Origin of the sequence: Psychrobacter sp., assembly GCF_018260395.1 — a bacterium.
Classification (GTDB): Bacteria; Pseudomonadota; Gammaproteobacteria; order Pseudomonadales; family Moraxellaceae; genus Psychrobacter.
The window spans coordinates 1-7,720 of the sequence record NZ_JAGLBC010000115.1; the positions used below are offsets into that span (position 1 = coordinate 1).

6 protein-coding genes and 1 pseudogene are annotated in these 7,720 nt (G+C 36.5%); 2 read left to right on the plus strand and 5 right to left on the minus strand.

Annotated features, from left to right (window positions below; all coding sequences use genetic code 11):
* The 5 genes and pseudogenes from QZ265_RS08565 to aspS form a co-directional block, all read right to left on the minus strand.
* A pseudogene (locus tag QZ265_RS08565) lies at positions 1–459 on the minus strand (hypothetical protein); the annotation flags it as partial.
* A 42-nt stretch (positions 460–501) separates the two neighbouring features.
* A complete protein-coding gene (locus QZ265_RS08570; protein ID WP_296405316.1) occupies positions 502–1,347 on the minus strand; it encodes a hypothetical protein in 846 nt (281 codons plus the stop codon).
* 66 nt (positions 1,348–1,413) lie between these two features.
* Positions 1,414–2,133, minus strand: coding sequence for a glycosyltransferase (locus tag QZ265_RS08575; RefSeq protein WP_296405326.1), 720 nt, complete (start codon positions 2,131–2,133; stop codon positions 1,414–1,416).
* A 256-nt stretch (positions 2,134–2,389) separates the two neighbouring features.
* The gene (locus tag QZ265_RS08580) at positions 2,390–3,340 is read right to left on the minus strand and encodes a lysophospholipid acyltransferase family protein (RefSeq protein WP_296405318.1); all 951 of its coding nucleotides are present in this window, start codon (positions 3,338–3,340) and stop codon (positions 2,390–2,392) included.
* Between the two features lie 135 nt (positions 3,341–3,475).
* The gene (aspS, locus tag QZ265_RS08585) at positions 3,476–5,281 is read right to left on the minus strand and encodes an aspartate--tRNA ligase (RefSeq protein WP_296405320.1); all 1,806 of its coding nucleotides are present in this window, start codon (positions 5,279–5,281) and stop codon (positions 3,476–3,478) included.
* A 253-nt stretch (positions 5,282–5,534) separates the two neighbouring features.
* On the opposite strand from aspS, the gene sohB reads away from it, so the two are divergent.
* Complete coding sequence (gene sohB, locus QZ265_RS08590) at positions 5,535–6,533, plus strand: protease SohB (protein WP_296405322.1); 999 nt, start codon at positions 5,535–5,537, stop codon at positions 6,531–6,533.
* A 310-nt stretch (positions 6,534–6,843) separates the two neighbouring features.
* The gene (locus QZ265_RS08595; RefSeq protein WP_296405324.1) at positions 6,844–7,482 is read left to right on the plus strand and encodes a DUF1543 domain-containing protein; all 639 of its coding nucleotides are present in this window, start codon (positions 6,844–6,846) and stop codon (positions 7,480–7,482) included.
* Positions 7,483–7,720 lie beyond the last annotated feature (238 nt).

Here is a 7,720-nt window from a genome sequence, read left to right on the forward strand (position 1 = left end):
TAGCGTATTAACAAGCGTAACAACATTTAATAAAATCGCTGGACGAATTGGGTTAAGAGAGTGATCAATAAAAGTATCGCAAGCAGAAACGATCCATCTTACAGTTAGATTAGATAATAAATACTCATACTCGGATTCCCATAGCTTTTCAAATTCAGCAAATACATCCAGCGGTTTATATCCTCTACGAAGCAATACTATGAGAGTAGCATGGTAGAAATTGAGTTCTGACTGACCAATAAATTCTTTTTTTAATTTATTTAAATGCCCTGATAAATCTTTAATTCTTACTTTATCTGAAAGAATCGTTAGATCAACATCTTCTTCAGTAATGAGAGTATGTTTCATCTGCTCATAAGTTTTAGCAGTAAAATTAGAAAATATTTGTTTAGCACCAAGACGCTTTTCACTTTTAAAAATAAGTACGAATTTTCGCTTCCAACCTATCAACTGTGTCATCTATTCAATTCCAAATGTATAAATTAAAATAATACTAAGTCATTAAAGGTCATTGAACAACGCTTTAGATATAGGTGAGTGATTTATTATTCCAACCTTATGTTTTTTGTATTCTTTCGCTAATAGATCAAACGACGGCACAATGCGCTCTGTCACAGCCTTATCTAGTTTGCAAGGTGCGACATTATCATTACTTTCATAAAACCTAGGTTGATTACTATTTATCAAGTCGATACCGTATAGATTTATTTCAGATGCGCCTAATGTAAATGCCAATTGTGCGGCCACAAAAGCGACTGTTCCTGCCTCGACAAAACCATGCTCGACATTTAAAGAAACCCCAATGGGTTTAGGATAATTTGAGCTGTCTATAACAAAGTCTGGATGATCTTTAAATTCAAGTAGCGATAGCTTTTTATTAATAACCTTGCTGATTAAAGGTAAAGAATTAAGCAAACTAGACTTATGATTCATTAGCGGTCTATCAACAGGGTAAATCACTCTAATAGCATGGTGGTATTGATTGATAATATTCGGAAGGTCTACTTTAATAGCCTCTAAAACAGGTTGGGTAATATATAAAGGCTGACCTGTATAGTGTTGTTTTAATATCTCTGGATTATTATTGATAAATCTTTCATCGCTAATAACGTATGCAATAACATTTGAGAACGGATGCTTATTAAGTAAGGATAAGCTACCATTAACGAACATACTTGGCAATGATGTTATCGAATCATTGAAATCAATGTTAGCCACTGAAGGACCAGAAGCAAATATATTGATAGAATCACTTTCAAGATTAATGGGTATATTGTGCTTCCTAAACACGTCAATGGTTAGCAACTTATCATCAATATTAACGTTAATTGATTTTGATTGATTCATACGTGGCTCAAAATTGATATTAAAGGCTAAAATATAAGTTTAAAGTAAGATAACTTAATCCCAAAATTACTGCCAATATGTTTTAAGCCAAGGACTAGGTTTAACATGACGGTACCATTTACCACCGCCACCTAGTATGGCATCAGGTGGATTAATCTCACCATGAAAGATAATCATTTTAGCACCCTCAGGTAACTTTGGCGCTTTAATGAAGTTTAAGGGAGTCGGTGGTAAACATTGGTATTTAAAGCTAACACACCACGTCTTATCCCAATATTCTAAATGATGATGTTCACGTAGATAGTTAGACAAATAAGCTTGCTCATGGCGAACTTCAGCGCAAATTTTAGAGAAATTGTTTTCAAAGTTGTTAAGCAGATTAGGATACTTGTTTTGACCAATTTTAAATCGATATACTGAGCTATTGCCAACCATACGCCAAGGTTTTTTCCAGTCTCGAATAATTATCACGCTGTCATCATGCTTGGCTTCATATTCAAAAAAGGCATCAATATTATCTACAATGACGATATCAATATCTAAAAATAATGCCGTTCCTTTTAAATCATACAATTCAGGCTTAAAAGTAGTCAGTTTTTTCCAGCCGCGCTCAGGTAGCCCATCCGGTAGATTTAGCTCAGGAATAGGGTAGCATTTTACATTTTTATCTATACCTTGTTCATCATCTGTCAAGCATACCATTTGGAAGTCTAAAGTTAGATTTCGATTAACCATATTATAGAGACGATTGACATATTCTGGACCATATTTGGTGCCCCACTTCATACAGATTATGTAGCGTGTTTCTTGGTTGTCGGCCACTTTATTATCCTAGTTTTTATTCATATTCGATGTTTTGCTATTAAGTGTAAAGCTATTATTCATATTAATAGCTTATAAGATATTGTACAAAGTATTTGATTTAAGGTTATGTTACATACTAAAGATATGATTAGATAATGGTTTTAAGACAGTCGCTAAACTAAACTTTTAATACTGAGTTTCACTAATAAAGTAAGATACAAAGTTGAGTAGGCAAAACTCATTTTTCTAGTTTTTCTATATTCATTGAATGTTGAGAATTAACAGAAACCCTTTGTTTTAAAAATTGGCTTAATTGCACCTCTGAAGCATTATAAGGGTTACCCAAATTAGGAATACGTTTGAACCTTCGATAACTCCACATATAGTGACTTGGACAGAAGCGAATCATATCTTCCATGGCCTTATTTAAAGCATAAGTAGCCACTTTCATATTTCGATCATATAAATCAGGATCATCTAACTTGGTACAGTAAATATCAAACCCATCATTATCGTTACGCAGGCAGGTTAGCCCTACCAATGCACACTTGGTCTTATTAGCAAGTTTAGGCGCTAGAGTACTGCTTAGGGTCTCTATACCAAAGAAGGGCACAATAACACCGCCTGAGGGCTTAGGCACATGATCTGGTAAGATTATACTAAATCCACCTGACTTAAGGGTCTTAAAAATTGCCATAACACCAGAAGCGTCTGTAGGCACTAAAGTGGCATTAAGACGCTGACGGCCTTGCAAAATAAAATCATCAGTGATTTCACGACTAGCTGGCTTATACATAATAGTAGGGGAGCCAAACTGATTTAGCCAAGCATTCATAATTTCCCATGTGCCAAGATGAGGCACAATGGCGAGCATACCATTGGGATTGGCATGAGCTTCATCAAAAACCTCTTGATTAATGACATTATCAATCCTATCAATACTCCACTTAGGCTGCATTGCCCAGCATTTAACTGATTCTATAGCGCTTAAACCTTGGTTTTTTAGGGTTTGTTTAGTCAATACGTATCGTTGTTTTTTTGAAAGCTCAGGAAAAGCTAATTGTAAATTAATTTGAATAGTACGCTTAATTCTTAAATTAGGAATCAGAATGATAATCCATACCATAAAAAGTGCGAATGCCCGCATAAAGGACAATGGCACATATCTAAATATATTCAATGGATTCATATCAGTTCACTTATAAATAAGGCGACGTCTTATCAAAATGAAATAAGTCATAATGACACGATCATCGCCTTACAAACAAAATCTACTGATATAAAATCAGTAAATTGTAATAGAGTACTTTGTGCTAATTAATAGCTATTCTTTAATTTCAGCCTGAGCTTTTTCTCGAACACGGATACCCAGTTCACGTAGCTGTCGACTATCTACTTCAGCAGGAGCTTGTGTTAAAGGGCAATCTGCAGTTTTGGTCTTTGGAAATGCAATGACATCACGGATTGAACTTGCCCCAACCATCAACATGATCAAGCGGTCAAGACCGAATGCCAAGCCACCATGAGGAGGCGCACCAAATTTAAGCGCATCAAGCAAGAAGCTAAACTTTTCATCGGCTTCTTGTTCTGAGATACCCAATGCATCAAATACGGCTCTTTGCATTTCAACAGTGTTTATACGAAGACTACCACCACCAATTTCAGTACCATTAAGTACCACATCGTAAGCAATTGATAAAGCTGTCTCTGGACTATTCTTCAGCTCTTCAACTGATCCTTTTGGCATGGTGAACGGGTGATGCATGGAGGTCCATTTGCCATCGTCTGTCTCTTCAAACATTGGGAAGTCAACCACCCATAATGGGGCCCACTCACAAGTCTCCATATTCATGTCTAGACCTACTTTCACACGTAGGGCACCCATGGCATCATTAACAATTTTAGCTTTATCAGCACCAAAGAAAATGATATCACCATTTTGCGCTTCAGTACGCTCTATTAAGCTTACCAAAACGTCGTCACTCATATTCTTAATAATTGGAGACTGCAAACCTGACTCTTTGTCCACACCATTATTAATGTTGGTCTTATCATTCACTTTAATATAAGCCAAACCACGAGCACCGTAGATGGCTACATACTTGGTGTACTCGTCAATTTGCTTGCGAGTTAATGAACCACCATTTGGAATTCTTAGGGCAGCAACACGACCTTTTGGATCGTTGGCAGGGCCAGAAAAAACTTTAAATTCAACACCTTGCATTAAATCTGCAACGTCAACTAGCTTTAAAGGAATACGTAAATCTGGTTTATCAGAAGCATAATCACGCATTGCATCAGCATATGTCATGCGTGGGAATTCACCCAAATCAACATCAAGCATGGTCTTAAATAGGTTTTGAATCAAACCTTCATTGATGTTCATGATTTCTTCTTCTGTTAAAAAAGAAGTTTCAATATCGACTTGAGTAAACTCCGGCTGACGGTCAGCACGTAAGTCTTCGTCACGGAAACATTTAGCGATCTGATAATAACGGTCAAAGCCTGACACCATTAATAACTGTTTGAACAGCTGAGGGGATTGTGGCAGAGCAAAAAAGTTACCAGGACGCGTGCGAGACGGCACAAGATAGTCACGCGCACCCTCAGGAGTAGCACGAGTAAGGATAGGCGTTTCAACATCTAAGAAGCCATGATCATCTAAATAGCGACGAATCGTAGAGGTGGCTTTAGCACGAAATACCATACGCTCTTGCATCTGTGGACGACGCATATCTAAATAACGATATTTTAGACGTAAGTCTTCGTTAACCGTAGTAGTCTCATCATTTAGAGGGAATGGCGGTGTTTCTGATTTGGCCAAGATATTAATTTCTTTAGCCAATAATTCTACCTGACCACTGATCATATTTGGGTTTTCAGTTCCTTCGTAACGCTTACGCACACGACCTGTGATCTCTAAAACATATTCAGAACGAGCTATGTCAGCCGTTGCAAAAGCTTCTGGTGTATCAGGGTCTATGACAACCTGTAGAATACCTTCACGGTCGCGCATATCTAAGAATATAACACCACCATGGTCACGGCGACGGTGAATCCATCCTTTTACAGTGATGGTCTGCTCTAGCAACGCTTCGGTTACTGCCCCACAATACTCGGTACGCTTCATAAACTGTCCACTACCTATCATTTATCAAAAAGAATAATTATAAAAATTAAGAAAGTACTCTCAATAAGAATTTTTATCAAACGCTCATTATGCCTAATCTTAGCGTTTGATACAACTAATGATAAAGCTGAGCACCCTTGAAATATTTAAAACCAAACGCATATTAATAACAATACTATAAAAATATAATGCGGATATACCGTTATTATATCAGTCCCGTTTTTGAGTTGTTTTATCTATTTAAGGAAAGAATATGTTGTTTCATCCTGCTAAGAATCCAGTTGAGCTGAAAGTCGTTCATTTAAATAAAAGCCAAGAGCAACTTCGCAAAAGTTTAATTGAAGCGACACAAGATAAAAATGCATTAAAACAATTTCAAAAAGCGCTGACTAAAAAAGCCAAACAGAAGTTAAAAGAAAAATTGAAGTCTCATAATAAAGACAAAAGAATCTTTGTGTTAGATTTTGATGGTGATATCAAAGCTTCAGCAGTCAAACATTTGCGAGAAGAAATAAGTACCATTATTAGTGCTGCTAATAAAGATGATGAAGTTGTGGTTCGATTAGAGTCGGGCGGTGGCATGGTTCATAGTTACGGATTGGCAGCGGCACAATTAGCACGTCTAAAAGACGCTGGTTTAAGCTTGACAATCTGTGTTGATAAAATTGCTGCAAGCGGTGGCTATATGATGGCGTGTGTTGCTGACAGAATCTTGGCTGCACCTTTCGCTGTGGTTGGCTCTATTGGCGTGGTATCTCAAATGCCAAACTTTAATAAATGGCTAAAAAAACATGATATTGATTATGAGATGTTCACCGCAGGGGATTATAAACGTACTGTGACTATGTTCGGTGAGAATGACGATGATGACCGAGTTAAGTATAAAGAAGAGCTTGAACAGACTCATGAGTTGTTCAAACACTTTGTAACTACTTATCGTCCGCAACTTGACTTGGCAAAAGTAGCCAATGGTGACCATTGGTATGGTGAAGATGCTCTTAAACTTAATTTAGTTGATGAGCTTAGTACTTCTGATGCATATCTATTGAATCAAATGAAAGATCATCAAGTTTACGCTTTAATGTCGCGTCAAAAACCAACCTTAGTTGAAAAGCTAGGTTTAGCCAATGCCGCTCATTCAGCAATATCAGGTATGTTAAGTATAGCCACTAAATCTGTATTAACCGCAGCGGGTGATAAGCTACCTGAAATTATGAGTAAACTTGAACAAGACAAACGTTTAAAGTTGTAAAAGTGATATCGCTAAGCTTTATTTGAAAATTAGGACTTATTTATTGTCTTAAATGCTATTTATTGAGCTATATTTTTTAAAGCGGCCTTTAGGTCGCTTTTTTAATACGGATATCTGCCTAACACATAAATAATAGAGATGAATTTAGTATGCTTAATATTATAATCATCCTGAATAATTTAATAAAGGTAGTTAATAAATTCTTGGCTGCAATCAAGCTAGTCGCTTAATAACTATGTATTTTTCTAAAAACTAACGAATTATAATTTATCAAAACTACAACTATTTTGAATTAAATTACTGAGATCACATGCCAACCTTATATATGATACAGCTGGGTGCTCGTCCTAAAGGACGTTTAATTGAACAGCACGATATTTTTTTTGGTATTGCTGATAAGGTTACAGATCTTATTCCTGCAATCAATATGCATTGGCCCGAAGTCAAAAACAGTTGGCATATTGACTCGTACCAAGCAGTAACCTGTGTCTATGGTGTAGATGGTAAATGGTATCAAGTATCGGTTGCCAACGTGCAACCTTATCAGCTGACTCAGGGATATCATGAGACAATATCAGAACTGCAAGATAATCCGTGTTTGGATAAACTATATTTTATAAATTTAGGAGGCTACCAGAAGGGTAGTATTGAAGAGTTTCATTATAAGCTATTGGTCGTTGCACCTACGGAATCTGCGGCGAAGGCATATGCCCGTAAGACACAATTTTATAGAGATTTTAGCTATAGCGATGAACTCACTCCCTTCAGTGGAGCTTCACATATCGATGATAAACACTGTGTTGATGTGGATGAAATTTATGATGTGGCAGGTTTGATTGGTACGGGTAGATTAATCATTAAACCTATCGATGATGATAGCAATATAGTAGAAGATAAATCATTTGTAGGATATCTGAATATTAAGAAACTAAAGATGTTAGGCTTATAAGGTTAAGTACAGTTAAATCTAGTTGTGCTGCTGATATTCTAAAGCCATAAGTGATCTAGAACCTCAGCATAATCCTACGATACATTGGGACATTGTGGCATTTAAGCATTGTGGCATTATATATTCATTACAGGAAGCTGTAGAGATAAAGAAAGACTTTAAAGCTATTAAAGTGTCTGATTTCAAGGGAGTTTCCCAAACTTTGTGTAACTGCTTATAATCCATAGTAAAGGAGAAT